Here is a 26,053-nt window from a genome sequence, read left to right on the forward strand (position 1 = left end):
GCCCTTCTTCTCGGCTCTTCCCAGCCCTACTCCTCCGGCGGGAACACCGGCTCCCCGCTCCCCACCAACGTGATCAGAATGGCCTCCACCGGACAGCCCTCCGCCGCCGCCAGCACCCGCTCGTTCGCGTCCGTGTCGGGGTCGACGGGATGGGACTGGCGCGCGGTGTCGAGGCGGAAGCCGGCCGGGGCGTGGTGGAGGCACTGGGCCGAGCCGATGCACAGGGAGCGGTCGACGTCGACGTGCCAGCGGTCACCCACCCCCATGCTCGACTTCGCTCGCGCGGGAGGTACCCCCATCCCTCACGCCTCCCAGCCGGCCGGGAGGTGGATCATCTTGTGTTCGAGGAACTCGCCGTACCCCTCGGGGCCGAACTCCCGCCCCAGACCGGAGTTCTTGTAGCCGCCGAACGGGCCGAGCATGTCGAGGCTGAAGGTGTTGACGGAGTACGTGCCCGTACGGACCTGGCGCGCGACCTCGATGCCGTGCCCGACGTCGGCCGTCCACACGCTGCCGCTCAGCCCGTACGCGGAGTCGTTCGCGATCTTCACGGCCTCGGCCTCGTCACCGTAGGGGAGAAGGCAGATCACCGGGCCGAAGATCTCCTCGCGGGCGATGCGCATGGAGTTGTCCACGTCGCCGAAGAGGGTCGGCTCGACGTACCAGCCGCGGTCCAGGCCCGGCGGACGGCCGCCGCCCGTGAGGATCTTCGCGCCCTCCTCCTGGCCGATGCGGATGTAGTCGAGGTTGCGCCGCTGCTGGCGCCGCGCCACCAGCGGGCCGACCTGGGTCGCCGGATCCAGCGGATCGCCCACGACCAGCGCGCTCGCCGCCGCCGCGAAGGCGTCCGCGAACTCGTCGTAGCGCGAGCGCGGCACGAGGATGCGGGTCTGGGCCACACAGGCCTGCCCGTTGTTCATCCAGGCCGCCGAGACGATGCCGGGGACGGACGTCGCGATGTCCGCGTCCGGCAGGACCACCGCCGCCGACTTGCCGCCCAGCTCCAGCGTCACGCGCGTGAGGTTGCGCGAGGCCACCTCCATCACGCGCCGGCCGGCCGCGACCGACCCCGTGAAGGACACCTTGTCGATCCCGGGGTGCCCCACCAGGTACTCGCTGACCTCGCGGTCCGCCGGGAGGATCGACAGCACCCCCTCCGGCAGCCCGGCCTCCTTCGCGATCTCGCCGAGGATGTACGCGTCCAGCGGCGACTCCGGCGACGGCTTGAGCACCACCGTGCAGCCGGTGAGCAGCGCGGGCGCGAGCTTGGCGGCGGCCACGAACTGCGGGACGTTCCAGGGGACGACGGCCGCGACGACCCCGACGGGCTCGCGCCGCACCAGGATCTTCCCGAGGACGCCGTCGCGGTTCTCCTCGTGGACGAAGTTCCGCGCGACCGTGATCGCCGCGTCCCACACCATCATCGCGCCGAGCGCCTGCGCGAGGACGCTCCAGGAGTACGGCGATCCGTTCTCGGACGAGATGACGTGGGCGATCTCCTCGTGCCGTACGGCGATCGCGTCCTTGATGCGAGTGACCACCTCGAGCCGCTCGTCGAGCGTCATCCGCGGCCAGGGCCCCTCGTCGAACGCCTTCCGCGCGGCGGCGACCGCCCGGTCCACGTCGGCCGTCGAGGCGTGCGGCACACGCCCGATGACCTCCTCCGTGTGCGGCGAGATCACCTCGATGACGTCCTCGCCCAAGGGGTCGGTCAACTCCCCGCCGATGAACAGCTGTCCGTGTTCCACGAGCTCGGTCATGGCGACTGCCTCCCAGACAAGGCTCTCTGACGATCCATCAGATACGAAGAACTGATACCAGTTCCCCTCGAAGGAGTCCACGGGCCTCACACCGGTTCACCCCACCTCCCCGACTTCGCGAGTCCTGAGCCTGACAGGTGACTTGGGCTCCCATTGGAACCGGTTCTAGTTATAGTGGCTGGAACGCGGCGACAGGGGGGCTCATGTCACAGGTGACGGACCACGGCGGGGGCGTACGGTCCCTGAAGGTCCCCATCCCGGACAATCCCCTCGGTCACACGCTCGTGTACGTCCTCGACACCGACCGCGGACCGGTGCTGGTCGACACGGGCTGGGACGACCCCGCCTCCTGGGACACCCTCGCCGAGGGGCTCGTCGCGTGCGGCACCTCGGTCGGCGAGATCCACGGGGTCGTCGTCACCCACCACCACCCCGACCACCACGGCCTCTCGGGCAGGGTGCGCGAGGCGTCCGGGGCCTGGATCGCCATGCACGAGGCGGACATCGCACTCATCCGGCGGGCTCGCGGGACCCGGCCCGACCGCTGGTTCTCCTACATGGCCGGCAAACTCGCGGCGGCCGGCGCCCCCGAGGAGCACCTGGCACCCCTGCGCGGCGCCGGCCCACGCACCCTGCCCGGCCTCGCGCCCGCGCTGCCGGACCGCGAGATCGTCCCCGGCGAACTCCTCGACCTGCCGGGCCGCCGTCTGCGCGCCATCTGGACCCCGGGCCACACCCCCGGCCACGTCTGCCTCCACCTGGAGGAGGAGCACCCTTCCCAACTCCCGGGCCACGGCCGTCTGTTCTCCGGCGACCACCTGCTCCCCGAGATCACCCCGCACATCGGCCTGTACGAGGACCCCGACGACGCCACCGTCACCGACCCCCTCGGCGACTACCTCGACTCCCTCGAACGCATCGGCCGCCTCGCCCCCGCCGAGGTGCTCCCCGCCCACCAGCACACCTTCACCGACGCACCGTCCCGGGTAAGGGAGCTGCTGGCCCATCACGAGGATCGGCTCGACGACCTCCTGACCCTGCTGGCCGAACCCCTCACCCCGTGGCAGCTCGCCGAGCGCATGGAGTGGAACCGGCCCTGGGACCAGATCCCGTACGGATCAAGGAACATCGCGGTCTCGGAGGCCGAGGCCCATCTGCGGCGGCTGGTGAAGCTGGGGCGGGCGGAGGCGGTGCCGGGGGGCGAGCCGGTGACGTACGTGGCGGTGTAAATCGCTCGTAGCCGCGGGGGCCCTGCTGATACCAACAGGCATGGACAACACGCATCCCCCGGGCCCCATGGATCCCATGGCTCGGCTCCTCACCGAACGTGCCTGCGAGCGCCTCATCCTCGACTTCGTCCACCGCCTCGACCTCGGCGAACCGCCCTCCGTCGCCGAGCTGTTCACCGAGGACGGCACCTGGGCGTGGCCGGAGGGTGAGCGGCTGGTCGAGGGGCGGGACGCGCTCCGCGCGTACTTCGGCTCCCGCCCGGCCGACCGGCTCTCCCGACGCCTGATGTCCAACATCCGCGTCACGGTGACCTCGCCGGAGACGGCGACCGCCACGTCGTACTTCGCGACCTACCGCCTCGACGGCTACGCGGGCGGCACGGTGCCCGCCGGCCCGCCCGTCCAGGTCGGCCACTACGAGGACACCTTCGCCTTCTGCCGCACCGACGACCGATGGCTGCTCTCCTCCCGGGTCCTCTTCCTCCCGTTCGGCGGCCCGACACCACGAGCGTCGTAGGGCGAAACGATCCCTAGGACACCAGCGACCGGATCAAGTGCTCGGCCGGTCCCAGGAGTTCGACCTCCCGCCTGCTCATCGTCGGGTTGGCCGCACGGCGCCGCCGGGCCTCCAGGAGGCCGGTCTCCGTGAGGGCGGAGGGGTCGGCGAGCAGGGCGGTCAGCATCGCGCGCGCCGGTTGGGCGACAGGCTCGTCGCCGACGGCGACCTGGGCGAGGATCACCGCGGACATGCCCCAGTCGAGCCCCGGATCACCCTCCTCGGCGTTGGCCCAGTCGATCACCCGGGGGCCGTCGGGGGTGAGGATCACGTTGTCGGGGTGCAGGTCGAGGTGGAGCACGCGGGTGGAGGCGGAGCGGCGGCCCGGAATGGCGTGCAGGGCGCCCAGCAGCCCTGCCAGCACGCTCCCCGCCTCCTGCGGACCGAGCGAACCGGCCGCGTACGCCTGGAGCATCGTCGGCCCCGGCAGCCGCTCCATCACCAGGTCGGTCCGCGAGTCGCCCCCGAGCCGCACCCGAGGCACCGGGTAGCCATAGCCGCGTACGTACTCCATCACCGCCCCCTCGGCGGCCGCGTTCCCCCGGCCGTCCCGGTCGCGGCGCAGCACCCACGCCCCGTCGATCTCGTACACGTCGGCCGTGCGGCCGGAACCCAGCAGTCTCCCCGTCGGTGGCATGGCGCGAACCTACCCGTGCCTTCGCCGCCCCCCAACGCGGCTCCACAGCCGCCCCTCAGCGTGTTTCTACGGGCCGGTAGAGTGGCGGCGTCGTCATCACACCTGTACGGGGGGAAGCCGGTGCAATTCCGGCGCTGACCCGCAACCGTGAGCCACCGCAGCGTGGCGAGCCGGATCGCTCCGTACGGTTCGTGACCGGCTCACGCGCACCGGCCGTCCGCCGGTGTACGGCACCGTCGAGGTCTACGGAGCCGAGCCGCCCGGGGTGTCCCGTGCTGCCCGGCTCCCCGCAGGGAGAGGCATCCGCCGATCATGAACGTCCGCCGCAGTGCCGCGGTTCTGGCCGCCACCGCCGTGATCGGCGCCGCCGGGCCCGCCGTCGCCGCCGACCCGTCCCCGTCGCCCTCGGTGGCGATACCCACCGGGCTGTACGGCCGCACCGATCCCACGTACGACGGTGTCTGGCGGCAGTCCCTCGCCCTGCTCGCGCAGGACTCCGTGGGCGTGCGGCCGGCCTCGTCGGGCATCGCCTGGCTGATCGGGCAGCAGTGCGCGAACGGGGCGTTCGCCGCCTTCCGCGCCGACACCGCCAAGGCCTGCGACGCGGGGCTCATGGTCGACACCAACAGCACGGCCGCCGCCGTCCAGGCGCTCGCCGCGCTCGGCGGCCACGGCGCCGTCACCGAGAAGTCCGTCGCCTGGCTGAAGTCCGTGCAGAACGCGGACGGCGGCTGGGGCTACTCCCCGGGCGGCGCCAGCGACGCGAACTCCACCTCCGTCGTCATCGGCGCGCTCACGGCGACGGGCGAAAAGCCGCAGGACATACGCAAGGGCGGCAAGTCCCCGTACGACGCCCTGCTGAAGTTCGCGCTCCCCTGCGACAGCGACAGCGACCAGAGCGGCGCCTTCGCCTACCAGCCCGACAAGAAGGGCGACCTCACGGCCAACGCGGACGCGACCGCGGCAGCCGTCGTCGCCGCCCTCGGCAAGGGGCTCGCAGGCACCGCCCCGAAGGCGGCCGAAACCGACCTGACCTGCAAGGACGCCTCCGCCGATCCCGGGCAGGCCGCTCGCAACGGTGCCGCGTACCTCGTCGAGGCGCTGGCCAAGGACGGCCACCTCACGTCGGCGCTGCCCGGCGCCGAGGACCAGCCCGACTACGGCAACACCGCCGACGCGGTCGTCGCCCTCGCCACCGCCGGCCAGGTCAAGGCGACGGTCCCCGCCGTGCGCTGGCTTCAGGCCAACTCCGTGAAGTGGGCGCAGCAGAGCGGCCCGGCCGCGTACGCGCAGCTGATCCTCGCCGCGAACGCCTCGGCCCAGGACCCGCGCGACTTCGGCGGCCAGGACCTGGTGAAGCTCCTCGACGCGACCGGCCCGGGCCCCGTGTTCGTGCCGGACGCCGAATCGACGTCCCCGGGCGGCTCCGGGGACGCCGCGGCAGCGGACGACGACTCCGGCAACATCGTGTGGATCGCCGGCGGCGGCCTTCTCCTCGTCGTCGTCGCCGTCGGCTACCTGCTCTTCGTGCGCGGCAGGAAGCGCCGGTCGTGAGCCGCCGCCGCGCCGCCACCGCTCTGCTCCTGGCCGTCCTGCTGCCCCTGCTGGGGGCCGCCGGCCAGGCGCAGGCCGCCGGTTACCGCTACTGGTCCTTCTGGGACCGCGCCGGCGACCACTGGACGTACGCCACCCAGGGCCCGTCCACCGTCCGCCCGTCCGACGGCGACGTCCAGGGCTTCCGCTTCGCGGTCAGCGTGGACTCCCAGGACGCGACGGTGCCGCGCGGCACCGCCGACTTCGCGACGATCTGCGCGACGACGCCGGCGCGGGACGGGAAGAAGCGGGTCGCCCTGGTCATCGACTTCGGCACGCTGTCCGACGCGCCCTCCGGCGAGACCCCGCCCTCACCCCGGACGGTCTGCGCCCGCGTACCCTCCGACGCGACCACGGCGGAGGCCCTGGCAGCGGTCGCCAAGCCACTCCGCTACGACACGAGCGCCCTGCTGTGCGCGATCGCGGGATATCCGGAACAGGGCTGCGGGGAGCAGGTGTCGGCCGGGAAACAGCCGACGGCGCCGGCGAAGAAGACAGCGACGAAGAAGACGACGGACGAGGGCCCGTCGGTGGGCCTGATCGCGGGCTCCGCGGCGGTGGCCGCGCTGGCGGCGGCAGCGATCTGGCAGGCCCGGCGGCGCAGGAATGCGTAGCCGCGGGCATCGGGCCACCGTGCATCCAGGTGCCTGGTGGCTCTGGTCCCTGTCGCTCGGCACCGCGGCCACCCGCACCACCAACCCCCTCCTCCTCGCCCTCCTCATCGCGGTCTCCGCCTACGTCGTCGCGACCTGCCGGCCCGCCGACGCCTCCTGGTCCCGCTCCTACGGCGCCTTCGTCAGACTCGCCCTCGCCGTGCTCCTCGTCCGCCTCGCCTTCGCCATCGCCCTCGGCTCCCCCATCCCCGGCACGCACGTGATCGTCACCCTCCCCGAAGTCCCGCTCCCCCACTGGGCCCAGGGCATCCGCCTCGGCGGCAGGGTCACCGCGGAGGGCCTCCTCTTCGCCCTGTACGACGGCCTGAAACTCGCCGCGCTCCTCATCTGCGTGGGCGCCGCGAACGCCCTCGCCGGCCCCACCCGCCTCCTCAAGTCCCTCCCCGGCGCCCTCTACGAGACCGGCGTGGCCGTCGTCGTGGCCCTCACCTTCGCCCCGAACCTCATCGCCGACGTCCAGCGCCTGCGCGCCGCCCGCCGCCTGCGCGGCCGCCCCGACAAGGGCATACGGGGCCTGCTGCACGTAGGACTCCCGGTCCTGGAGGGCGCGTTGGAGCGGTCCGTCGCCCTCGCCGCCGCGATGGACGCCCGCGGCTACGGCCGCACCGCCGCCGTCCCCTCCCCGGTCCGCCGTACCACCGCCGCCCTCACCCTCGGCGGGCTGCTCGGCGTCTGCGCCGGAACGTACGGCCTGCTCACCGCGGAGGGCGGCACGTACGGCATCCCGGTCCTGCTCGCCGGACTCGCCGCCGCACTGGGCGGCCTGTGGCTCGGCGGGCGCCGTACCCCGCGTACCCGCTACCGCCCGGACCGCTGGGACCTGCGCGCCTGCCTCGTCGCCGGCTCCGGTGCCGCCGTCGCCGTGCTGCTCACCCTCGCCGCGTCCGCCGACCCGGCGGCCCTGCACCCCGGCGTCGTCCCCCTCGTGGCCCCCACCCTCCCCCTCCGGGCCGCCGCGGCCGTACTCCTCGGTCTGCTCCCCGCTTTCCTCGCCCCCGCCCCCGCCCTTGCCCCCGCCCACAAGGAGTCGTCGTGATCCGCTTCGAGGACGTCTCCGTGACCTACGACGGTGCCGCCGAACCCACCGTCCGGGGCGTGGACTTCGAGGTCCCGGAGGGCGAACTCGTCCTGCTCGTCGGCCCGTCGGGCGTCGGCAAGTCCACCGTGCTCGACGCGGTCAGCGGTCTCGTCCCGCACTTCACCGGCGGCACCCTGCGCGGCCGCGTCACGGTGGCCGGCCGTGACACCCGCACCCACAAGCCGCGCGAACTCGCCGACGTCGTCGGCACGGTGGGCCAGGACCCGCTCTCGCACTTCGTGACGGACACCGTCGAGGACGAACTCGCCTACGGCATGGAGTCGTTGGGCCTCGCCCCGGACGTGATGCGCCGCCGCGTCGAGGAGACCCTCGACCTCCTCGGCCTGGCCGACCTGCGCGACCGCCCGATCGCCACCCTCTCCGGCGGCCAGCAGCAGCGCGTCGCGATCGGCTCGGTCCTCACCCCGCACCCGCGGGTCCTGGTCCTCGACGAACCGACCTCCGCACTGGACCCGGCCGCCGCGGAGGAGGTCCTCGCGGTCCTCCAGCGCCTCGTCCACGACCTCGGCACCACGGTCCTCATGGCCGAACACCGTCTGGAACGCGTCGTCCAGTACGCCGACCAGGTCGCTCTCCTGCCGGGCCCGGGCGCCACCCCGGTCCTGGGCACCCCGGCGGAGGTGATGGCGGTGTCCCCGGTGTACCCGCCGGTCGTCGACCTGGGCCGCCTGGCGGGCTGGTCCCCGCTCCCCCTGACGGTGCGGGACGCCCGCCGCCGGGCCTGCGACCTCCGGGAACGGCTGACGGGGCTCCGGGACGAGCCGGCACCCGCGCCGGAACCGATACCAGCACCGGTACGAGCCCCCTCGCCCCGCCCGGCCGCCTCCCCCCGTTGGCGCCTGCGCAGAAAACGAGAAGTGGCCGCCGCCTCCACCCCACCACCTCCCGTCGCCGAGGTCCGCTCCCTCGCCGTCCGCCGCGGCCGCGTCCAGGCCCTCCGCCACGTCGGCCTCACCGTCACCCCCGGCGAGACCATCGCCCTCATGGGCCGCAACGGCGCCGGCAAGTCCACGCTGCTCAACACCCTCGTCGGGCTCGTCGAGCCGACCGCCGGCACGGTCCGCGTCGGCGGCGCCGACCCTCACCGCACCGCGCCCCGCGATCTCGTACGCCATGTCGGCCTGGTCCCGCAGGAGCCGCGCGACCTGCTGTACGCCGACACGGTCGCCGCCGAGTGCGTGGCCGCGGACCGGGATGCCGAGGCGGCCCCGGGCACCTGCCGTGCCCTCGTCTCGGACCTCCTCCCCGGCGTCACCGACGACACCCACCCCCGCGACCTCTCCGAGGGCCAGCGTCTGGCACTCGCGCTCGCCGTGATCCTGACCGCGCGCCCTCCCCTCCTCCTGCTCGACGAGCCGACCCGCGGCCTGGACTACGCGGCGAAGGCCCGTCTCGTCGGCGTGCTGCGCGGTCTCGCCGCCGAGGGCCACGCGATCGTCCTCGCCACCCACGACGTGGAACTGGCCGCCGAGCTCGCCCACCGGGTCGTCCTCCTGGCCGACGGCGAGGTGATCGCCGACGGGCCGACGGCCGAGGTGGTCGTCTCCTCCCCGTCCTACGCCCCGCAGGTCACCAAGATCCTGGCCCCGCAGCGCTGGCTCACGGTCACCCAGGTCAGGCAGGCCCTGCGATGACCCGCCAGGCAAGAGCGGTCCGCCTCGGCCCTCGCTCCACAGCCGCCCTCGCCCTGGTCAGCGCCGTCGGCGTGGTCGCCTTCACCTGGCCCTTCCTGGCCCCGCCCGCCTCGCAGCTCACCGCCCACGCCCAGGACGCCCCGTGGCTCTTCGCGGGCCTGCTGGTGCTGCTGGTCCCGGTGCTGGCGGCGACGATCTCCGAGTCGGGGCTCGGCCCGAAGGCGGTCGCCATGCTCGGCGTACTGGCGGCGACCGGCGCGGCGCTGCGCCCGATCGGCGCCGGTACGGCCGGCATCGAGCCGATGTTCTTCCTGATGGTGCTGAGCGGACGGGTCCTGGGACCGGGCTTCGGGTTCGTGCTCGGCTCGGTCACGATGTTCGCTTCGGCGCTGCTCACGGGCGGGGTGGGGCCGTGGATGCCGTTCCAGATGCTCGCCATGGGGTGGTTCACGATGGGCGCGGGCCTGCTGCCGGGCCCGGACCGGCTGCGCGGCCGCGCCGAGCTGGCCCTGCTCTGCGTCTACGGCTTCCTGGCCGCCTTCGCCTACGGCACGGTGATGGACATGGCCGGCTGGACCTTCATGGCCCAGAGCGCCTCGAACATCGCCTTCGACCCGCACGCGACCGTCCCCGCGAACCTCGCCCGCTTCGTCGCGTACTGCCTGGCCACGTCGCTCGGCTGGGACCTGGGTCGCGCCCTGGTCACGGTCGTCCTGACCCTCGCTGTCGGCCCGGCGGTCCTGAAGGCACTGCGCCGTGCCACGCGCCGGGCCGCTTTCGAGACCGCGGTCACATTCGACGCACCCACATCGTGAGCCCCCGCACGCACACCGTTACTTACACCGTGAAGCACCCCACATGACCCACATCACCTACTAAGGTGGACAGTAGGGGCAAATGGGATATATGTATGCGACTCTACGCGTGCTGACCTGCGGATTGAGAGCCAGATCACACAAGCGGCGTTTCCCTCATATGCGACCACCACTAGTAAAGGGGGTCATTGCGGACGGCCCTCGAGCCTGCTTCTGTAGAGGACGTCGCCAGGCGCCGACAAGCCCACAGGGCCCCGGCGCCGACACATGCCCCCGCCGCGCACCGCGTGGTTCCGGCAGGTGGGTGACCCACTGTCCCCGAAGAAAAAGGTTCTCCGTGTCCGTCTCCGTCATCCGCCGCATCGCCAGCCCGAAGAAGGCCCTCACCATCGCCGCCGTGGCCGCCGCCACCGCCGGTATGGCCCTGTCCGCGGCTCCGGCCCAGGCGGCCACCACGTCTGCTTCCTCGGCCCAGGCGATCGCGCACAAGATGATCCCGGACGCCGCGCAGTTCAAGGCCTTCAGCAACATCGTGTCGCACGAGAGCGGTTGGAACCACAAGGCCACCAACTCCTCCTCCGGCGCCTACGGCCTGGTCCAGGCGCTGCCCGCCTCGAAGATGGCCTCCGCGGGCTCCGACTGGAAGACCAACCCGGCCACCCAGATCAAGTGGGGCCTGGACTACATGAACTCCCGTTACGGCAGCCCGGCCGCCGCCTGGAACTTCTGGCAGGCCAACGGCTGGTACTGAGCCACCCTCCCGCACCGCACGTGAAGGCGGCGGCCCCCGATCCCCGGGGCCGCCGCCTTCACCCTTTTCCCGCCTGCCCGTGGTCCACTGAAGCGGTGACGACGGAGTCCGAGACGTACGATCCCGAGGCGCGTGGCCTGCCCCTGGTGGCCGTGCTCCTCATCCTGACCGTGGTGAGCGGGCTGATCGACGCCGTGGCCTACCTGGGCCTCGGCCAGGTCTTCACCGCCAACATGACCGGCAATGTCGTCGTCCTCGGCTTCGCCGCGGCCGGGGCACCGGGCTTCTCGGTGCCGCACACGGCGACCTCGCTCGTCTCCTTCGTCGCGGGCGCGGTGGCCGGAGGACGCGTCGCACGACGGGTGGGCGACTGCTCGCGCCGGACCTGGACCCGGCTGACACTGGCCACCGAAGCGGCCCTGGTGGGCGCGGCCGCCGCGGTCGCCTTCGCCGCACCGGGCACCGCGGGTACCACGTACACACTCATCGCCCTCACGGCCTTCGCGATGGGCATGCGCAACGCGGCCGTCCGCAAGCTGGACGTGTCGGCCCTGACGACGACGACCGTACTGACGATGACACTGACCGGGCTGGCCGCCGACTCCCGCACCGCGGGCGGCTCGGGCCGGGGCGCTCCGCGCCGCGCCGCGGCGGTGGTCACGATGGCGGCGGGCGCGCTGCTCGGGGCATGGCTGGTACTGCACCACGGGCTGGGCGTCCCGCTGCTGGTCGCGGCGGCGATGACGGGGGTGCTGGCGGTGACGGCCTCGGGGCGCGAGTAGGGGATGCGTCTCGGGGGAGGCAGGGGCGGGGCGTAAGGGACGGGGTTGCTCCTGCCTCCCTCGGGACGGGCGGACGGTGATCGATCGCCGATCGAGCACCGTCCGCTCAGACCGTGCCGGCCGTGCTGACCGGCAGTTCCTTCACCCCGTTGATCCAGGCGGAGCGCAGCCGGCGCGGGTCGCCGGTCAGGCGCAGGCCGGGCATGGCGTCGGCGATGGCGTTGAAGATGAGGTCGATCTCCAGGACGGCGAGGGACTTGCCGAGGCAGTAGTGCGGCCCGCCGCCGCCGAAGCCGAGGTGGGGATTGGGATCGCGGGTGACGTCGAAGGCGTCGGGGTGGTCGAACACCTCGGGGTCGTGGTTGGCGGAGGCGTAGAAGATGCCGACCCGGTCCCCCTTCTTGATCAGCTTGCCGCCGAGCTCCGTGTCCTGCGTGGCGGTCCGCTGGAAGGAGTTGACGGGGGTGGCCCAGCGCACGATCTCCTCGGCCGCCGTCGCCGGACGCTCCCGCTTGTACAGCTCCCACTGCTCGGGGTGGGTGAGGAAGGCGTGCATGCCGTGGGTGATGGCGTTACGGGTCGTCTCGTTGCCGGCGACGGCCAGCATCAGCACGAAGAAGCCGAACTCGTCGGAGCCGAGGTTTCCCTGGTCCTCCGCCGCCACCAGCGTGGTGACGATGTCCTTGGCCGGGCACTGCTTGCGGGCGGCGGCCATGTTCATCGCGTACGCGATGAGCTCCGTGGCCGATTCCTGGCCGACCTCCTCGGTGATCGCGTACTCGGGGTCGTCGTACGAGATCATCTTGTTGGACCAGTCGAAGATCTTGGCGCGGTCGTCCTGCGGGATGCCGATGAGTTCGGCGATGGCCTGGAGGGGCAGCTCGCAGGCGACCTCGGTGACGAAGTCGAAGGGCCCGGAGCGGTTGCGCGCGTTCGCCGCTATCGCCTCCGCACGGGTGCGCAGATTGTCCTCCAGGGCGCGGATGGCGCGCGGAGTGAAGACGCGCTGGATGATCTGGCGCACGCGGGTGTGCTCGGGCGGGTCCATGTTGAGCAGGATCAGCCGCTGCGCGTCGATCGCGTCGCGCTCGATGTGCTCGTTGAAGCGGATGATCGCGGTGTTGAGGTAGGAGGAGAAGATCTCCGGGTGCGTGGAGACGTACTTGACGTCCGCATGCCGGGTGACCGCCCAGTACCCCTCGTCCTGGAAACCTGCGACGTTGGACGCTTGCGGGATCCAGCGGACCGGCTCGGCCCGGCGCAGCTCGGCGAACTCCGGGAGCGGCACGCGGTGTTGCAGCAGATCGGGGTCAGTGAAATCGAACCCGTCGGGAAGCGCTGGACAGGGCATCGGCAACTCACTCCAGCCATCTGACGACCCATCAGGAATAGAGCTGCCGCGAAGGTAGTAACGGGTTCTACAAGTAGCAAGGGGTACGACGCCCCGAATCAGGTGCGGAATTCGTGCAGATCCCGACTTCGGAGTCTGCAAGACCCTTGCGGCGGCGGACGCCTCGTCCGCAGACTGCACACAGAACTAGAACACGTATCAGTTCGGAGGAGAGGACCCCGCACCCATGGCCGCCGAACCCGTGATCGTCGAAGCCGTACGCACCCCCATCGGCAAGCGCGGCGGCGCGCTCGCCAATCTGCACCCCGCCTACCTCCTGGGCGAGACCTACCGCGAACTCCTCGGCCGCACCGGCATCCCCTCCGACTGCGTCGAGCAGATCGTCGGCGGCACGGTGACCCACGCCGGCGAACAGTCCATGAACCCCGCGCGCACCGCCTGGCTGACCGTGGGCCTGCCCTACGAGACGGCGGCGACGACGGTCGACTGTCAGTGCGGCTCCTCGCAGCAGGCGAGCCACATGACGGCCAACATGATCGCGGCGGGCGTGATCGACGTGGGCATCTCGTGCGGCGTCGAGTCGATGTCCCGCGTCCCGCTGGGCTCAGGCTCGAAACACGGCCCCGGAAAGCCGTTCCCGGACGAGTGGAACGTCGACCTCCCGAACCAGTTCGAGGCGGCGGAACGCATCGCCCGCCACCGCTCCCTGACCCGCGAGAACGTCGACTCCCTCGGCCTGCTCTCCCAGGAACGGGCCGCGATCGCCTGGTCGGAGGAACGCTTCAAGCGGGAGACGTTCGCGGTGCAGGTACCGACGACGGAGGACGAGCAGCGGGCGGGCCAGGGCATGTGGCGCCTGGTGGACAAGGACGAGGGCCTGCGCGACACGACCATGGAGGCCCTGTCCGTCCTCAAGCCGATCATGCCGACGGCGGTCCACACGGCGGGCAACTCGTCCCAGATCTCCGACGGCGCGGCAGCCATCATGTGGGCGTCGAAGCGGATGGCACGGGCGCTGAAGCTGAGGCCGAGGGCGCGGATCGTCGCCCAGGCACTGGTGGGCGCGGACCCGCACTTCCACCTGGACGGGCCCATCGACGCCACAAAGGCCGTCCTGGGCAAGGCGGGCATGTCCCTGAAGGACATCGACCTCGTCGAGATCAACGAGGCCTTCGCCTCGGTGGTGTTGAGCTGGGCCCAGGTCTTCGAACAGGACCTCGCGAAGGTCAACGTCAACGGCGGTGCGATCGCCCTGGGTCATCCGGTGGGCGCGACCGGGGCCCGGCTGATCACCACCGCGCTCCATGAACTGGAGCGCGGCGACAAGGAGTTCGCCCTCATCACGATGTGCGCGGGCGGCGGGCTGGCCACCGGCACGATCATCCAGCGGTTGTAGCCGCCGGCCCCGACACGAACGCGGCAAGGGCTGCGGGCGGGCGCGATGGCGAGCAGCAGGCCCGTGAGGCCTGGGGTGGCCGGTCGGTCTACGGCTCGATGAGGCCGACGCGGATGGCGTAGCGGGTGAGTTCCAGGCGGTCGCGCAAGCCGAGTTTCTGGAGCAGGTTGGCGCGGTGGCGTTCGACCGTCTTGACACTGATCACGAGGAGGAGGGCGATCTCCTTGGATGAGTGTCCCTCGGCGACGAGTTTGAGGATTTCCTCTTCGCGTTCGGTGATGGGCCGCGCGGGCAGCCGGTCGCCCGTTCGCACGCGGTCGAGGTAGGTGCGGATGAGCGTGGTCTCGGCACCGGGGTAGATGAAGGGTTCGTCGCGCAGGGCGGCACGGCAGGCTTCGACCAGGTCGCGGTCGGCGACGGACTTGGGGACGTAGCCGGAGGCTCCCGCCTTGAGCGCTTCGAAGAAGTACTGCTCGTTGTCGTACATCGTCAGCATCAGGATGCGCAGGCCGGGGCGGAGACGGGAGAGCTGACGGGCGGCCTGCAGACCGGTCTGGCGGGGCATCGCGATGTCGAGGATGGCCAGGTCGATGTCGTTGCCCCGGGCCTCGACGACGGCTTCGGCACCGTCGGCTGCCTCGGCCACGACGGTCAGGTCCGGCTCGGCATCGAGGATGAGGCGGACACCACGACGGACCAGGGCGTGGTCGTCGGCGAGCAGGATGCGGGCCGGTTCAGTCATCGCACGTTCTCCTGGGTGCCGCGGTCGACGGCCTTGCCGCCGGTCACGCGCAGGCGTATCTCGGTTCCGCCGTGTGGGCCTTGGCCGATGTCGAGGTCGGCGCCTATGAGGAGGGCGCGTTCCCGCATGCCGCTGATGCCGGCGCCTTCGGGCGCCGCCCCGATGCCCTGGCCGTTGTCGCGGACCAGCAGTCCCACCCCGGCGTCCGGCAGGGGGCGCAGGTGGACTTCGACTCGGGTGGCGCGGGCGTGGCGGGCGGAGTTGGTGAGCCCTTCCTGGGCGATGCGGTAGAGGACGAGTTCGGTCGCCGGGTCGAGGTGGGGCAGACCAGGGGTGATGTACGCGGTCGCGCTCGTACTGGAGGTCGTGAACTCGGTCGTCAGGGCGCGCAGGGCGGAGTGCAGGCCGAGTTCCTCCAGCACACCGGGGCGCAGGCGGCGGGCGATGCGGCGGATCTCGTCCAGGCCCGCGCGGGTGGTCTCCTGCGCCTGACGGAGGTCGGCCCGCACGGACCGAGGGGCCTGGTCGGCCGCGTGCTTGAGCTGGAGGAGGACGGCGGTGAGGGTCTGTCCGACCTCGTCGTGAAGTTCCTGGGCGATGCGCTGTCGTTCGGCTTCCTGCGCGGAGAGGGCCCTGCCCGAGCTGGTGGCCCGTTCGGCCTCGAGCCGGGCGAGCATGGCGTTGAAGGTCTCGGTGAGTTCGGAGATCTCGCCGGGTCCGCTGACGATCGCGCGGCTGCCGGGCCTGAGGAGATCGGCGGTGGCCATGGCCCGGGTCAGACGGGCCAGCGGTGCGAGTCCGATCCGCAGCAGGACGGCATTCGCGATCAGCATCACCACCAGCCCGGCGATCAGAATCAGTGCCTCGCCGAACAGCACCGGGGTGGAGACGGTGACCGGGCCCAGGAGCAGGAGAACCGCGACGACGAGCACCACGGCGTTGAAGAGGAAGATCCGCCAGTACAGCGTCATGATCGGGTGTTCCTTTCCTGGTGGTCCTCACCTCCACTGTCTCCTGCCACCGCCGGTCCGCCCCCGTTTCAAGGGTCCGACCTGCGGACTGCCCCGCCCCACTCTGACCGCTGCGGGCGCGCCGCGTCCATCCGTGCTGACACCCATATCCCCGGCCTGTTCGCGACTGGCAACATGGGCCTTTGCCGCGCCGGACCATCAGTGATCACGACCAGTGATCTCCGCCGGTGATCCGCCGTGCGCCGCACCACCGTCGCGACGAAAAGGGAGGGAGGGGTCGTGCCTGCTTCTCGGATGAGCACCACGCCCTTGCCGGGAATCGGTGTCCAGTACGACCTCACGACGCGGGAGCATCGCCATCTGTCGGTGATCGCTCATCGGGACGGGACCCGGACCGTGAACGTCTACCGGGCCGACGACCCGGACGCATGCGCGCAATCACTGCGTCTGACCGAGCCGGAGGCCGCCTCGCTGATCCACGCGCTGACACCGTCCCACCACAGCCCGAGCCTGCTGTCCACGACCGATCTGGGACTGGTGGCCGAGCGGATCGAGCTGTCCGCGGTCTCGTACTGGAACGGGCGTGTCCTCGGCGAGACCAGGATGCGGACCGAGACCGGCGCCTCCATCGTCGCTGTGCTGCGGCGGGCACAGGCGATCCCCTCGCCGACCCCGGACTTCCGGCTGGCCGGCGGCGACACCCTCATCGTGATCGGCACCCGCGAGGGTGTGGAGGCGGCCGCGGCGATACTCGGACGGGAATGACCGATGCACTCCTCAGCCACCTTCCTGATCGAGTTCGGCGCGATCATCCTCGGCCTCGGTCTGCTCGGCCGGCTCGCCGGACGCATGCAGTTCTCCCCCATCCCCCTCTATCTGCTGGCCGGGCTCGCCTTCGGTGAGGGCGGGCTGCTGCCGCTGGGCACCAGCGAGGAGTTCGTCGCGATCGGCGCCGAGATCGGCGTGATACTGCTGCTGCTCATGCTCGGCCTGGAATACACCGCCAGCGACCTGGTCTCCAACCTCAAGACCCAGTACCGGTCAGGCCTCGTCGACGCCGCCCTGAACGCCCTGCCCGGCGCCGCGATGGCGCTGTTGCTGGGCTGGGGGCCGGTCGCCGCGGTCGTGCTGGCCGGGGTGACCTGGATCTCGTCCTCCGGTGTGATCGCCAAGGTACTCGGCGACCTCGGGCGGCTCGGCAACCGTGAAACCCCGGTCATCCTGAGCATCCTGGTCCTGGAAGACCTCTCCATGGCCGTCTATCTGCCGATCGTCACCGCCCTGCTGGCCGGGTCCGGCCTGGCGGCGGGCAGCGTCACCCTGGCGATCGCCCTCGGCGTCGCCGGGCTGGTCCTGCTGACGGCGGTGCGCTACGGACGGCACATCTCCCGCTTCGTCTCGAGCGAGGACCCCGAGAAGCTGCTGCTGGTCGTCCTCGGCCTGACCCTGCTCGTCGCGGGGGTCGCCCAGCAGCTCCAGGTCTCGGCCGCCGTGGGCGCGTTCCTGGTGGGCATTGCCCTGTCCGGCGAGGTCGCCGAGGGCGCGCACAACCTGCTCGCGCCACTGAGGGACCTCTTCGCCGCCGTCTTCTTCGTCTTCTTCGGCCTGCACACCGACCCGGCCAGCATCCCGCCGGTCCTGCTGCCCGCCCTCCTGCTGGCGGTCGTCACCGCCCTGACGAAGATCGCAACCGGGTACTGGGCCGCGAAGCGGGCCGGGGTGGGAACCAAGGGCCGCTGGCGGGCCGGCGGCACTCTGGTCGCACGGGGCGAGTTCTCCATCGTCATCGCCGGACTCGCCGTCACCGCCGGCATCGAGCCGTCACTCGGCCCGCTGGCCACCGCCTACGTGCTGATTCTCGTGGTCCTCGGCCCGCTCACCGCCCGCTTCACCGAACCGGCCGCCGCCTTGATCGCCCGGCGTCGCGCCCCGTCGGAGCCGCGCTGCGCAGCGGGGTCCTCCGCGGCGGAGTCCGCGAAGACGGTCCAGGAGCAAGGCCCTGTCGGCCCCGCCTGAGTGAGGACAGCCGGGCGGCGATCACCAGACAGGACACTGCGCTGGTGATCGCCGCCCTGATCACCTCTGGAGGCACACAGATGCCTGCCATCCTCAGCCGCCACACAACGTTCCCGCCCCGTCCCACGTCTTCACCCCTGTGATCCCAGCCGAACAAACCCTGGTCCGGCAAGCCCACGCGCCCACCCCGCGGAACCGCCCCTTCCGCTCCCTGTGGACCCGCCAACGCATCCCGCTCCTGGCCACGCTCCCCGCCCTGCCCCTCTACGCGATCTGGTGGGCGTTCCTCGCCACGGGCGGCGGGGATCTGGCCGCGCAGGAAGCGTGGGCGGACTTCGCGGCCCGGCACGGGAGATCCGCGTACAACCTCTTCTGGTACGGCGGGATGCACACCGCCAACTACAGCCTGATATCGCCGTATCTGATGGCCGCGTTCGGCGTGCGGACGGTCACCGTCGTCTCGGGGATCGCCGCCACCTGGCTGGCGGCCGTGCTGATCCGGCGCGCTCCGGTCGGCGCACCCCTCGGGCCCGCCCTGCTCGCGTCGCTCGCGCTGTGGTGCAACGTGGCCTCGGGACGTACGACGTTCGCGCTCGGGGTGGCTCTCGGGCTGGCGGCCTGTGTGCTGCTGACGGGGGAGCGGCGGGCCGTGCCGGCCGGGGTGTACGCGACGCTCGCGACCATGGCCAGCCCGGTGGCCGGGCTGTTCCTGGCCGTCGTCGGGTCCGGATTCCTCTGCGTACGGGACTGGAAGCGCGCGCTCCCCCTCCTCGCTCCGCCCGCAGCCGTCGTCGGCGCCACGACCCTCCTCTTTCCCTTCACCGGCGAGCAGCTGATGCCCGCGGCCCGGATCTGGCCGCCCGTCGCCCTCGGTCTCGCCGTCGCCGTACTCGCGCCCCGCGCCTGGCAGGTCGCCCGCTGGAGCGGGGCCGTCTACGCGGCCGGGACCGTGCTCGCGTACCTCGTCTCCTCCCCCGTCGGTACGAACGTCGAGCGGTTCGCGGAGCTGTTCGCGCCGGCCGTGCTGCTGGCGGCGCTCCTGACCGCGCCCCGCCTCCGGCGCCTCGTCCGCAATCTCCTCGTCGTCGCTCTGGTCTTCTCCGTCGCCTGGGTCGGCAAGAAGACCGTCGACGATCTGGAAGTGTCGACCGCTGTTCCGGCGTGGGCCGCCGAGCCGCAGCCCGTCGTCGACGCGCTGGAAGGGCTCGGCGCCGGACGCGCACGCGTCGAGGCCGTCCCGGCCCGCAACCACCGCGAGGCCGCCGAACTCGCCCCGCACGTCAATCTCGCCCGCGGCTGGAACCGGCAGTTGGACATGGAGCGCGCCCGGCTGTTCTACGACGGCACCTTCTCCGCCACCACCTACCGGGCCTGGCTGGACAGGTGGGCGGTCGGGTTCGTCGTACTGCCTCTCGGACAGCCCGACGGATACGCGAAGGACGAGGCCCGACTCGTGGGCGGGAACCAGCGGCCCGACTGGCTCGAACCCGTCTGGCAGGACGAACACTGGCGGGTGTACCGGGTGCGTGACGCCGTGCCGCTCGTCTCCGCGCCCGGCACCGTCGTACGGACGACGAGCGCGGATGTCGTGGTGCGGGCGTCGCGGGCCGGTGCGGTGACCGTGCGGATCGCCTATTCGCCGTGGCTGGAGACCGACGGAGGGTGCCTCGCCCGGGACGGCGAGTTCACCCGGCTCACCGTCCCCGCGCCCGGCGAGTACCGGATCAGCTCGGAGTACGGTCCTTCTCCGGCACCGGCACCGAACTGCTGACGCCGGCGGCAGCAGCCGTCACCGTCCTTGCCCGCGGTCCCTGGAACACGTACGACAGGCCGAAGCCCGCGCCGACCACCGTCGCGCCGCCGACCGCGTCCAGCACCCAGTGGTTGCCGGTCGCGACGATCGCCGAGACGGTGAAGAACGGGTGCAGCAGGCCCAGGGCCTTCATCCACCACTTCGGCGCGACGATCGCGATGACGAGCCCGCACCACAGGGACCAGCCGAAGTGCAACGAGGGCATCGCCGCGTACTGGTTGGTCAGGGCCGTCAACGTGCCGTAGTCCGGCTTGGAGAAGTCCTGGACGCCGTGGACCGTGTCGATGATGCCGAGGCCGGGGAGCAGGCGCGGCGGGGCCAGCGGGTAGAGCCAGAAGCCGACCAGGGCGAGCAGCGTGGCGAAGCCGAGGGACGAGCGGGCCCAGCGGTAGTCGACGGGGCGGCGCCAGTACAGGACGCCGAGGACGGTCAGCGGGACGACGAAGTGGAACGACTCGTAGTAGAAGTCGAAGAAGTTCCGGATCCAGTCGACCTTGACGACCGCGTGGTTGATCGCGTGCTCGATGTCGATGTGGAGGAAGCGTTCGAGAGAGAGCACCTCGCGGCCGTGCTCCTCCGCCCTCGCCCGGCCCGCCGAGTTGCTGCCGCCGGTCGCCGCGAGGCGGACCTGCTGGTAGGCGGCGTACGTGACCCGGAGGAGGAGGAGTTCCAGGAGGAGGTTCGGACGGGTCAGGACCCGGCGGAGGAAGGGCAGCAGCGGAAGGCGCCGCCCGGGCGTACCTCCCGGGCCGTCAGGGCTCGGAGCGAGGGCCGGGACCGGCGGGGCGTACTCCGTGGGGATCGGCGCCCGGTAGTGCGGAGAGGTCCGGGAGAGGAAGGGGATGACGGTGGCCGCGGCGAGGGCGGCCAGCAGGACCACGTTGTCGCGCAGCGGGTACACGACTGCCATGTTCGGCAGCATCATCTTCGCCGGGAGGGTCATCACGAGAAGTACGGCGACCGGCCACACATAGCGGTCGGAGGCGCGCTTGCCCACCCGGCCCACCACCGCGAGCAGTACCCACAGCAACTGGTGCTGCCAGGTCGTCGGGGAGACGGCGATGGCCGCGCAGCCGGTGACGGCGACGGCGAGGAGGAGCTGGCCGTCGTGGGCGTAGCGGACGGCGCGGCGCAGGCCGAGGGCCGCCACGGCCACGCCCAGCACCAGGAACACGCCGATCTCCAGGGGGCCCGTCATGCCGAGGCGGAGCAGGGCGCCGTGCAGGGACTGGTTGGCGAGGGCGTCGGCCTGTCCGCCGAGGCCGGCGCCCGCCATGTGGTGGACCCAGTAGGTGTACGAGTCGTGCGGCATCGCGGCCCATGCGGCAGCCGTGGAGACGGCGAAGGTGACGCCGGCGGAGAGGGCGGCGCGGCGGCGGCCGGTGAACCAGAGCAGGGGCGCGAAGAGCAGCACGGTCGGCTGGAGGGCGGCGGCGAGGCCGATCAGTACGCCGCTCGCCTTCTCACCGCGTACGGCGAAGCAGCCGAGCAGGACGAGCAGCACCGGGATGATGCTGGTCTGGCCCAGCCAGAGGGTGTTGCGCACCGGCAGCGACAGCATGAGCAGGCTGACCGCGACCGGGGCCGCGAGCAGGGAGGTCCGTCTGTTCACCGGCTGCGGCAGGGCGCGGGCGGCGACCAGGCCGAGGGCGACGACCAGCAGGAGTGTGCCGAAGGTCCAGCCCCAGCCGAGGGCCTGTTCGGCGGCCCTGGTGAGGGGCTTGAGGACGAGTCCGCCGAAGGGGGTGCCGGTGAAGCGCGTGGAGTCGTAGAGGGAGCCCGTGACGTGCAGGACGCCGTCGGGGCCGATCCAGGTCTCCAGGTACGTCAGCCGTTCTCCGCGCGGGGTGCTCAGGACGACGGCCAGCTGCCGTACCGCGAGGATCGCCGCGATCATCCAGAGGCCGAGGCGCGCCGCGCTCAGCCGTGCTCTGGCCGCGCCCGCGTCCGTCGCTCCGAACGCTTCCGCCGGTCGCCCGGTGTGCTCCGCATTCGCCACGCCTCGTCGGCCTCCCGCCCCGTTCGTCCCACGCGTCTCATACGTCGGGTTCCCTCTGCGAACCATATGAGGCTCGCACCACCCCCGGGGAGAGACGCAGGCAACCCCCGCTTCACCTGACGTCCGCTCGCCTTTTGTCCGAATGACGATAGTGCGCGGGCGGTGCGGTTGCGCCCGCGGGGCGCGACAAGGATCACAAAGCGAGGCCGCGGGAAGCGTCCGGAGGCGGGCTTGCGTGCCTGCGTACACGCCCTTTATGTGCTCTATGCAGTCACTTGCGTACAGCAGGTGAGCGGAGCAAAGGCTCGTATGGTCGATTTTCGGCCCGCTCTCCGGGCTGCTTCCCTGTCCCCGTCGAAAGGTAGGCGAGCGAGGTTTTGTCGGCTGCCACAGTCGCCGCTCCCCCGGCCCCCACGACCCGCACCACCCGTGAGGTCACCACCACCGACCCCGCCCTCGTCAGGCGTGCCGTGAAGGCCGCCGCGCTCGGCAACGCGATGGAATGGTTCGACTTCGGTGTCTACAGCTACATCGCGGTCACCCTGGGCAAGGTCTTCTTCCCGTCGGGCAACCCGACCGCCCAGCTGCTGTCCACGTTCGGCGCCTTCGCCGCGGCCTTCCTGGTCCGCCCGCTGGGCGGCATGGTCTTCGGGCCGCTCGGCGACCGCATCGGCCGACAGAAGGTCCTCGCCCTGACCATGATCATGATGGCGGCGGGCACGTTCGCGATCGGCCTGATCCCGTCGTACGCGACGATCGGCGTGGGCGCACCGCTGCTGCTCCTCGCCGCCCGCCTGGTGCAGGGCTTCTCGACCGGCGGCGAGTACGCGGGCGCGTCCACCTTCATCGCCGAGTACGCGCCCGACAAGCGGCGCGGCTTCCTGGGCAGCTGGCTGGAGTTCGGCACGCTGGCCGGATACATCGGCGGCGCGGGTCTGGTGACCCTCATGACCGCGCTGCTCTCCTCCGCGGACCTGGTGTCCTGGGGCTGGCGGATCCCGTTCCTGATCGCGGGCCCAATGGGCATCATCGGCCTCTACCTGCGGATGCGACTGGAGGAGACCCCGGCGTTCCGGGCGGAGGTCGAGAAGGCCGAGGCGAGCCGCCCGAAGGTACCGCTGCGCGAGATGGTCACGGGCCAGTGGAAGGCGCTGCTGCTGTGCATGGGCCTCGTGCTGGTCTTCAACGTCACCGACTACATGCTCCTGTCGTACATGCCGAGCTACCTGACCAGTGAGCTCAAGTACGACGAGACGCACGGCCTGCTGGTGGTGCTGGGCGTGATGACACTGATGATGATCGTGCAGCCCTTCGCCGGCGCGCTGACCGACCGGATCGGCCGCCGCCCGGTGATCGCGGCCGGTTGCGCGGGCTTCCTGTTCCTGTCGATCCCGGCCCTGCTGCTGATCCGCCAGGGCAGCCTGCTCGCGGTCGCCCTCGGCATGGGCGCGCTGGGCCTGCTCCTGGTCTGCTTCACGGCCGCGATGCCGGCGGCACTGCCCTCCCTGTTCCCGACGCGCGTCCGCTACGGCTCGCTGTCCATCGGCTTCAACGTGTCGGTGTCGCTCTTCGGCGGCACGACCCCGCTGGTGGTGACCGCCCTCATCGGCGCCACCGGGAACCTGATGATGCCCGCGTACTACATGATGGCGGCGGCCCTGATCGGCGGCGTCGCGGTCTGGTACATGGCGGAGTCGGCGGGCCGCCCGCTGCCGGGTTCGGCGCCGGCGGTGGAACGGGCGGCGTAACCGCCACCCACCGGCCCGCGGTCGCCCCGGCACGGGCGCGCCCGCGGGCCGGCGGGGTCCACCCCGCGCGGCGGGGACCCCGGCACGTGGCCGCCGGCGGGCGGCGACGGCCGCCGACGCGGACCCGAAGGAAAATTGGTGCGCATCTCCGAGCGGCAGCACTGGTGATCACCAAGCCAATCGGAGACGCTGAAATCAGGTGACGGGGAACCCGTCTGTGACTACATTCGTCAGCGGCTTAGTTAGCATCCCTAACTAGGCATTCGAAAGGTAGAACGCATGAGCGGGTCGCAGCTCTGGGACGACGTCGACTTCTACTTCTCCAGCCACCTCGCGCCGGACGACGACGCCCTCCAGGCGGCCGTGCGCGACAGCGAGGCCGCCGGGCTCCCGCATGCCGCCGTCACGCCGCCGCAGGGCAAGCTGCTCCAGCTGCTGGCGCAGATCCAGGGGGCCCGCACCATCCTGGAGATCGGCACACTCGGCGGCTACAGCACCATCTGGCTGGGCCGTGCGCTCCCGTCCGACGGCCGCCTGGTCTCGCTGGAGTACAGCGCCCGGCACGCCGAGGTCGCGACCCGCAACATCGCCCGCGCGGGCCTCGACAAGATCGTCGAGGTGCGCGTGGGCCCGGCCCTGGAGTCGCTGCCCAAGCTCGCCGACGAGAACCCGCCCCCGTTCGACCTGGTCTTCATCGACGCCGACAAGGCCAACAACGCGCGCTACGTGGAGTGGGCGCTGCGGCTCACGCGCGCGGGCAGCCTGGTCATCGTCGACAACGTCGTACGGAGCGGCCGTGTGATCGACGCGGAGAGCACCGCACCGGACGTCCAGGGCACCCGGGCCGCCATCGAACTGATCGCCGCCCACCCGAGGCTGAGCGGCACGGCGATCCAGACGGTCGGCAGCAAGGGCCACGACGGCTTCGCGCTGGCGCGGGTGCTCGAGCAGACCGACTAGGGCCACCCCCGGCGAGGGCTATGCCTCGTGATAGAAGCCGACGTTGACGCTGCGCGGGCCGGTGCGGTCCTGGATGACGATCTCGCCGGACCCGCCGAGCGGCAGCGGCACGCTCCCGCCGTACGCGATGGGCTGGGCGTACTCCCCGGTCAACACGCGCACCTCGGAGGACGGGTCGGGCTGCGAGCCGCGCAGCCACGACACCTGCCAGGTGCCCTCGGGTCCGCACAGGAACTCCAGGTGGACCCGCGAGACGAACAGCCAGTCGTCGGGCGCCGCTAGCCGGCACACGGACGCGTCCCGGCCCACCCGCAGCACGGCGCCCGGGTCGCTGGGCGCGTCGGCCATGAGCATGCCGGCCGTGGCGCCGCCATCCGTCCCGGTGACGGAGGCCATGGTGAGTTCGAGCACGTGCGCTCCTTCTGGAATGTCTGTGTACGGCAGCCTGGTTGACGCACCGCCGCCGCATGTTAAATCGCCCGGCCCTACCGCGTCCGGCACAATGAACTCATGACCGAGCGAAAGCCACCGGGTGTCCCGTTCGAGTCCTGGGTCGACAAGCAGATCCGCGACGCCGAGGCGCGTGGCGAGTTCGCCCACCTGACGGGCGCGGGCAAGCCGCTGCCGGAGGGCACGGACACGACGTACGACGAACTGTGGTGGATCAAACGGAAGATGGCCCGCGAGGGTCTCTCGGTCCTGCCTCCGGCGCTGGCCCTGCGCAAGGAGGCCGAGGACGCCCTCGCGGCGGCCTACGCGGCACCCTCCGAGCGGATCGCCCGGAAGATCCTCACCGACGTCAACGTCAAGATCCGCGACATGATGTTCAAGCCGCCGCCCGGCCCCCCGCTGGGCATGAAGCCGTACGACGTCGAGCAGGTCGTACGGGAGTGGCGGGAGCGCCGGGCGATGGATGGCGCGGGCGATGGGAAGCAGGGCTCGTCACACGCTTAGCAGGCGCTCCGCGAGCTCGCGGTAGTCCCGTAGGGCCAGGCGGAGTTGTTCTGTGTCGGTGGCGGCCGAGGTGCCTTCGTCGTCGGTTGACTGCCAGGACATGCGCAGGGTGCGGCGGCACCGGGCCACGGCGTCCGTGACGCGGGAGGCGATCTCCTCGAGCACGTGGTCGGCCTCCTCCACGGAGCCTCGGGGCGTGTCGACGAATCCGGTGACCGCTTGCTGGAGCCGGAGCGCGAGCTTGTCTGTCTCGTCGTGCGGGAGGAGGGCGGCGGTGCGGCCTCGGTCCTTGTCGTCGGAGCGGGCGGCCGTCGCCGCACCGGGCGCCTCGCGTGCCTCGCGCGTCTCGGCCGTCTCAGGTGCCTTGTATGCCTCGGGCGTCTCGTGCGCCTCACCCTCACGCGTCCTGCCCTCGCGTACGGCGGCCTCGCCCGCGCTGGCCGGCGGCTCGGTGGGGGTGCCGGGCGACGCCTCCGTGCCCGCGCCGCGCGACGCCGACGGGTCGGTGCGCCGCGGCTCCTCCGGACCCGTGCCCGTACCGCCGGTCGCAGGTCGTTTCACATCCGACATGTG

At 71.8% G+C, this 26,053-nt stretch carries 25 protein-coding genes and 1 riboswitch; of the genes, 16 read left to right on the plus strand and 9 right to left on the minus strand.

The genetic code is table 11. The features are described from left to right. Positions 1 to 26 precede the first annotated feature (26 nt). Positions 27 to 260, minus strand: coding sequence for a ferredoxin (locus ACFY16_RS06605; protein ID WP_390646110.1), 234 nt, complete (start codon positions 258 to 260; stop codon positions 27 to 29). 42 nt (positions 261 to 302) lie between these two features. Next, entirely contained in the window at positions 303 to 1,760 is a 1,458-nt protein-coding gene (locus ACFY16_RS06610; protein ID WP_390645948.1) for an aldehyde dehydrogenase, read from the minus strand. A gap of 203 nt (positions 1,761 to 1,963) precedes the next feature. On the opposite strand from ACFY16_RS06610, the gene ACFY16_RS06615 reads away from it, so the two are divergent. Together ACFY16_RS06615 and ACFY16_RS06620 are read left to right on the plus strand one after the other, a co-directional pair. Continuing rightward, the gene (locus tag ACFY16_RS06615; RefSeq protein ID WP_390645949.1) at positions 1,964 to 2,989 is read left to right on the plus strand and encodes an MBL fold metallo-hydrolase; all 1,026 of its coding nucleotides are present in this window, start codon (positions 1,964 to 1,966) and stop codon (positions 2,987 to 2,989) included. A gap of 67 nt (positions 2,990 to 3,056) precedes the next feature. Then, positions 3,057 to 3,506, plus strand: coding sequence for a nuclear transport factor 2 family protein (locus ACFY16_RS06620; RefSeq protein WP_390646111.1), 450 nt, complete (start codon positions 3,057 to 3,059; stop codon positions 3,504 to 3,506). Positions 3,507 to 3,519: 13 nt separating this feature from the next. Here ACFY16_RS06620 and ACFY16_RS06625 read toward each other — a convergent pair whose 3' ends face one another. Further along, positions 3,520 to 4,182, minus strand: a complete 663-nt coding sequence (locus ACFY16_RS06625; protein ID WP_390645950.1) for a phosphotransferase — start codon at positions 4,180 to 4,182, stop codon at positions 3,520 to 3,522. A 70-nt stretch (positions 4,183 to 4,252) separates the two neighbouring features. Then, a riboswitch (cobalamin riboswitch) is annotated at positions 4,253 to 4,380 on the plus strand. A gap of 114 nt (positions 4,381 to 4,494) precedes the next feature. Between ACFY16_RS06625 and ACFY16_RS06630 the strand changes: the two genes are divergently transcribed. From ACFY16_RS06630 to ACFY16_RS06660, 7 genes are all read left to right on the plus strand, one after another. Beyond that, positions 4,495 to 5,736, plus strand: a complete 1,242-nt coding sequence (locus ACFY16_RS06630) for a prenyltransferase/squalene oxidase repeat-containing protein (RefSeq protein WP_390645951.1) — start codon at positions 4,495 to 4,497, stop codon at positions 5,734 to 5,736. Further along, positions 5,733 to 6,389 (plus strand): SCO2322 family protein, encoded by a 657-nt coding sequence (locus ACFY16_RS06635; protein ID WP_390645952.1) that lies wholly within the window; start codon positions 5,733 to 5,735, stop codon positions 6,387 to 6,389. Before ACFY16_RS06630 ends, ACFY16_RS06635 begins: the two co-directional genes overlap by 4 nt. Next, the gene (locus tag ACFY16_RS06640) at positions 6,382 to 7,485 is read left to right on the plus strand and encodes an energy-coupling factor transporter transmembrane component T (protein WP_390645953.1); all 1,104 of its coding nucleotides are present in this window, start codon (positions 6,382 to 6,384) and stop codon (positions 7,483 to 7,485) included. Before ACFY16_RS06635 ends, ACFY16_RS06640 begins: the two co-directional genes overlap by 8 nt. Then, positions 7,482 to 9,182 carry an ABC transporter ATP-binding protein gene (locus tag ACFY16_RS06645; RefSeq protein WP_390645954.1) on the plus strand — a complete coding sequence of 567 codons (1,701 nt, stop codon included), beginning with the start codon at positions 7,482 to 7,484 and terminating at the stop codon, positions 9,180 to 9,182. The genes ACFY16_RS06640 and ACFY16_RS06645 overlap by 4 nt, the downstream gene beginning before the upstream one ends. Beyond that, entirely contained in the window at positions 9,179 to 9,997 is an 819-nt protein-coding gene (locus tag ACFY16_RS06650) for an ECF transporter S component (RefSeq protein ID WP_390645955.1), read from the plus strand. Before ACFY16_RS06645 ends, ACFY16_RS06650 begins: the two co-directional genes overlap by 4 nt. Before the next feature lie 337 nt (positions 9,998 to 10,334). After that, positions 10,335 to 10,748 carry a transglycosylase SLT domain-containing protein gene (locus ACFY16_RS06655; RefSeq protein ID WP_390645956.1) on the plus strand — a complete coding sequence of 138 codons (414 nt, stop codon included), beginning with the start codon at positions 10,335 to 10,337 and terminating at the stop codon, positions 10,746 to 10,748. A 95-nt stretch (positions 10,749 to 10,843) separates the two neighbouring features. Then, positions 10,844 to 11,530: a YoaK family protein gene (locus tag ACFY16_RS06660; RefSeq protein ID WP_390645957.1), complete on the plus strand. Its 687-nt coding sequence runs from the start codon at positions 10,844 to 10,846 to the stop codon at positions 11,528 to 11,530. Between the two features lie 106 nt (positions 11,531 to 11,636). On the opposite strand, the gene ACFY16_RS06665 is transcribed toward ACFY16_RS06660, so the two are convergent. Then, entirely contained in the window at positions 11,637 to 12,881 is a 1,245-nt protein-coding gene (locus tag ACFY16_RS06665; RefSeq protein ID WP_390645958.1) for a cytochrome P450, read from the minus strand. A 226-nt stretch (positions 12,882 to 13,107) separates the two neighbouring features. Here ACFY16_RS06665 and ACFY16_RS06670 point away from each other — a divergent pair, with 226 nt between their 5' ends. After that, positions 13,108 to 14,277, plus strand: a complete 1,170-nt coding sequence (locus tag ACFY16_RS06670; RefSeq protein WP_390645959.1) for a steroid 3-ketoacyl-CoA thiolase — start codon at positions 13,108 to 13,110, stop codon at positions 14,275 to 14,277. Positions 14,278 to 14,365: 88 nt separating this feature from the next. On the opposite strand, the gene ACFY16_RS06675 is transcribed toward ACFY16_RS06670, so the two are convergent. Together ACFY16_RS06675 and ACFY16_RS06680 are read right to left on the minus strand one after the other, a co-directional pair. Further along, positions 14,366 to 15,019, minus strand: a complete 654-nt coding sequence (locus tag ACFY16_RS06675) for a response regulator (RefSeq protein WP_390645960.1) — start codon at positions 15,017 to 15,019, stop codon at positions 14,366 to 14,368. Beyond that, the gene (locus ACFY16_RS06680) at positions 15,016 to 15,990 is read right to left on the minus strand and encodes a HAMP domain-containing sensor histidine kinase (protein WP_390645961.1); all 975 of its coding nucleotides are present in this window, start codon (positions 15,988 to 15,990) and stop codon (positions 15,016 to 15,018) included. Before ACFY16_RS06680 ends, ACFY16_RS06675 begins: the two co-directional genes overlap by 4 nt. Positions 15,991 to 16,284: 294 nt before the next feature. On the opposite strand from ACFY16_RS06680, the gene ACFY16_RS06685 reads away from it, so the two are divergent. The 3 genes from ACFY16_RS06685 to ACFY16_RS06695 all read left to right on the plus strand — a co-directional run bounded on the left by ACFY16_RS06685 (position 16,285) and on the right by ACFY16_RS06695 (position 19,777). Next, positions 16,285 to 16,755: a cation:proton antiporter regulatory subunit gene (locus tag ACFY16_RS06685; protein WP_390645962.1), complete on the plus strand. Its 471-nt coding sequence runs from the start codon at positions 16,285 to 16,287 to the stop codon at positions 16,753 to 16,755. Between the two features lie 3 nt (positions 16,756 to 16,758). Continuing rightward, complete coding sequence (locus tag ACFY16_RS06690; protein ID WP_390645963.1) at positions 16,759 to 18,006, plus strand: cation:proton antiporter; 1,248 nt, start codon at positions 16,759 to 16,761, stop codon at positions 18,004 to 18,006. Positions 18,007 to 18,145: 139 nt separating this feature from the next. Beyond that, positions 18,146 to 19,777 carry a hypothetical protein gene (locus tag ACFY16_RS06695; protein ID WP_390645964.1) on the plus strand — a complete coding sequence of 544 codons (1,632 nt, stop codon included), beginning with the start codon at positions 18,146 to 18,148 and terminating at the stop codon, positions 19,775 to 19,777. On the opposite strand, the gene ACFY16_RS06700 is transcribed toward ACFY16_RS06695, so the two are convergent. Continuing rightward, positions 19,731 to 21,818 carry a bifunctional glycosyltransferase 87/phosphatase PAP2 family protein gene (locus tag ACFY16_RS06700; RefSeq protein ID WP_390645965.1) on the minus strand — a complete coding sequence of 696 codons (2,088 nt, stop codon included), beginning with the start codon at positions 21,816 to 21,818 and terminating at the stop codon, positions 19,731 to 19,733. The two genes, ACFY16_RS06695 and ACFY16_RS06700, sit on opposite strands and share 47 nt — an antisense overlap. 377 nt (positions 21,819 to 22,195) lie before the next feature. On the opposite strand from ACFY16_RS06700, the gene proP reads away from it, so the two are divergent. Continuing rightward, positions 22,196 to 23,566 (plus strand): glycine betaine/L-proline transporter ProP, encoded by a 1,371-nt coding sequence (gene proP / locus ACFY16_RS06705; protein ID WP_390645966.1) that lies wholly within the window; start codon positions 22,196 to 22,198, stop codon positions 23,564 to 23,566. Between the two features lie 279 nt (positions 23,567 to 23,845). Then, positions 23,846 to 24,526: an O-methyltransferase gene (locus ACFY16_RS06710; RefSeq protein ID WP_390645967.1), complete on the plus strand. Its 681-nt coding sequence runs from the start codon at positions 23,846 to 23,848 to the stop codon at positions 24,524 to 24,526. 18 nt (positions 24,527 to 24,544) lie between these two features. Here ACFY16_RS06710 and ACFY16_RS06715 read toward each other — a convergent pair whose 3' ends face one another. Next, on the minus strand, positions 24,545 to 24,937 hold the full coding sequence (locus tag ACFY16_RS06715; RefSeq protein WP_390645968.1) for a hypothetical protein: 393 nt from the start codon (positions 24,935 to 24,937) through the stop codon (positions 24,545 to 24,547). A gap of 99 nt (positions 24,938 to 25,036) precedes the next feature. Here ACFY16_RS06715 and ACFY16_RS06720 point away from each other — a divergent pair, with 99 nt between their 5' ends. Then, on the plus strand, positions 25,037 to 25,480 hold the full coding sequence (locus tag ACFY16_RS06720) for a DUF1992 domain-containing protein (protein WP_390645969.1): 444 nt from the start codon (positions 25,037 to 25,039) through the stop codon (positions 25,478 to 25,480). Here ACFY16_RS06720 and ACFY16_RS06725 read toward each other — a convergent pair. Further along, positions 25,469 to 26,050, minus strand: a complete 582-nt coding sequence (locus ACFY16_RS06725; RefSeq protein ID WP_390645970.1) for a hypothetical protein — start codon at positions 26,048 to 26,050, stop codon at positions 25,469 to 25,471. The two genes, ACFY16_RS06720 and ACFY16_RS06725, sit on opposite strands and share 12 nt — an antisense overlap. Between the last annotated feature and the right edge of the window lie 3 nt (positions 26,051 to 26,053).

The sequence above is a fragment of the Streptomyces sp. NPDC001315 genome, from assembly GCF_042896175.1.
In the GTDB taxonomy this organism is placed as follows: Bacteria; Actinomycetota; Actinomycetes; order Streptomycetales; family Streptomycetaceae; genus Streptomyces.

Coding starts and splice junctions, on each gene's coding strand:
- ACFY16_RS06625 (WP_390645950.1), bottom strand. CDS start 4,182: ATGCCACCGACGGGGAGACTGCTGGGTTCCGGCCGCACGGCCGACGTG.
- ACFY16_RS06615 (WP_390645949.1), top strand. CDS start 1,964: ATGTCACAGGTGACGGACCACGGCGGGGGCGTACGGTCCCTGAAGGTC.
- ACFY16_RS06680 (WP_390645961.1), bottom strand. CDS start 15,990: ATGACGCTGTACTGGCGGATCTTCCTCTTCAACGCCGTGGTGCTCGTC.
- ACFY16_RS06620 (WP_390646111.1), top strand. CDS start 3,057: ATGGATCCCATGGCTCGGCTCCTCACCGAACGTGCCTGCGAGCGCCTC.
- ACFY16_RS06725 (WP_390645970.1), bottom strand. CDS start 26,050: ATGTCGGATGTGAAACGACCTGCGACCGGCGGTACGGGCACGGGTCCG.
- ACFY16_RS06630 (WP_390645951.1), top strand. CDS start 4,495: ATGAACGTCCGCCGCAGTGCCGCGGTTCTGGCCGCCACCGCCGTGATC.
- ACFY16_RS06610 (WP_390645948.1), bottom strand. CDS start 1,760: ATGACCGAGCTCGTGGAACACGGACAGCTGTTCATCGGCGGGGAGTTG.
- ACFY16_RS06650 (WP_390645955.1), top strand. CDS start 9,179: ATGACCCGCCAGGCAAGAGCGGTCCGCCTCGGCCCTCGCTCCACAGCC.
- ACFY16_RS06685 (WP_390645962.1), top strand. CDS start 16,285: ATGAGCACCACGCCCTTGCCGGGAATCGGTGTCCAGTACGACCTCACG.
- ACFY16_RS06670 (WP_390645959.1), top strand. CDS start 13,108: ATGGCCGCCGAACCCGTGATCGTCGAAGCCGTACGCACCCCCATCGGC.
- ACFY16_RS06710 (WP_390645967.1), top strand. CDS start 23,846: ATGAGCGGGTCGCAGCTCTGGGACGACGTCGACTTCTACTTCTCCAGC.
- ACFY16_RS06720 (WP_390645969.1), top strand. CDS start 25,037: ATGACCGAGCGAAAGCCACCGGGTGTCCCGTTCGAGTCCTGGGTCGAC.
- ACFY16_RS06690 (WP_390645963.1), top strand. CDS start 16,759: ATGCACTCCTCAGCCACCTTCCTGATCGAGTTCGGCGCGATCATCCTC.
- ACFY16_RS06640 (WP_390645953.1), top strand. CDS start 6,382: ATGCGTAGCCGCGGGCATCGGGCCACCGTGCATCCAGGTGCCTGGTGG.
- ACFY16_RS06675 (WP_390645960.1), bottom strand. CDS start 15,019: ATGACTGAACCGGCCCGCATCCTGCTCGCCGACGACCACGCCCTGGTC.
- ACFY16_RS06665 (WP_390645958.1), bottom strand. CDS start 12,881: ATGCCCTGTCCAGCGCTTCCCGACGGGTTCGATTTCACTGACCCCGAT.